Origin of the sequence: Nocardia abscessus NBRC 100374, assembly GCF_000308455.1 — a bacterium.
GTDB classification, from domain to species: domain Bacteria; phylum Actinomycetota; class Actinomycetes; order Mycobacteriales; family Mycobacteriaceae; genus Nocardia; species Nocardia abscessus.
The window spans coordinates 1-656 of record NZ_BAFP01000075.1; the positions used below are offsets into that span (position 1 = coordinate 1).

General features: G+C 66.0%; 1 pseudogene. It reads right to left on the bottom strand.

The features are described from left to right. Positions 1 to 656: pseudogene (locus tag ON19_RS14615) on the bottom strand (aldehyde dehydrogenase family protein); the annotation flags it as partial.

A 656-nucleotide genomic window follows, 5' to 3' on the forward strand; every position in this document is an offset into this window, starting at 1 on the left:
CTTTCACGCCGCCGAACGGAGTGCGCAGGTCGCGCACGTTGTTCGAGTTGAGCCACACCATGCCGGCCTCGATCGCCTGCGAGAAGTTGTGGGCGCGCTTCAGGTCGTTGGTCCAGATGTAGGCGGCGAGACCGTATTTCACGCCGTTGGCGAGTGCGAGCGCTTCGTCCTCGGTGTCGAACGGCGTGATCGCCACGACCGGGCCGAAGATCTCCTCTTGGAAGATCCGGGCGTCCGGTTTCACGTCGGCGAACACGGTCGGCCGCACGAAGTTGCCGGTCGGGAACCAGTCGCGCCTCGCCCTTGCCGATCTCGATGTAGCTCATGACCTTCTGGTAGTGCTCGGGATGCACGAGCGCGCCGACTTCGGTCTCCGGGTCGTGCGGGTAGCCGACCTTCACGCGTTCGGCCTGGGCGGCGTAGCGTTCGACGAATTCGTCGTAGATCTCGCGCTGGACGAGGATGCGGCTGCCCGCGGTGCAGCGCTCGCCGTTGAGGGAGAAGACACCGAAGACGGTGGCGTCGATCGCGGCGTCCAGGTCGGCGTCGGCGAAGACGACGGCGGGCGACTTGCCGCCCAGCTCCATCGACAGTCCCTTCAGGTACGGCGCGGCATTGGCGAAGATCACCTGGCCGGTGCTGCTCTCACCGGTGAA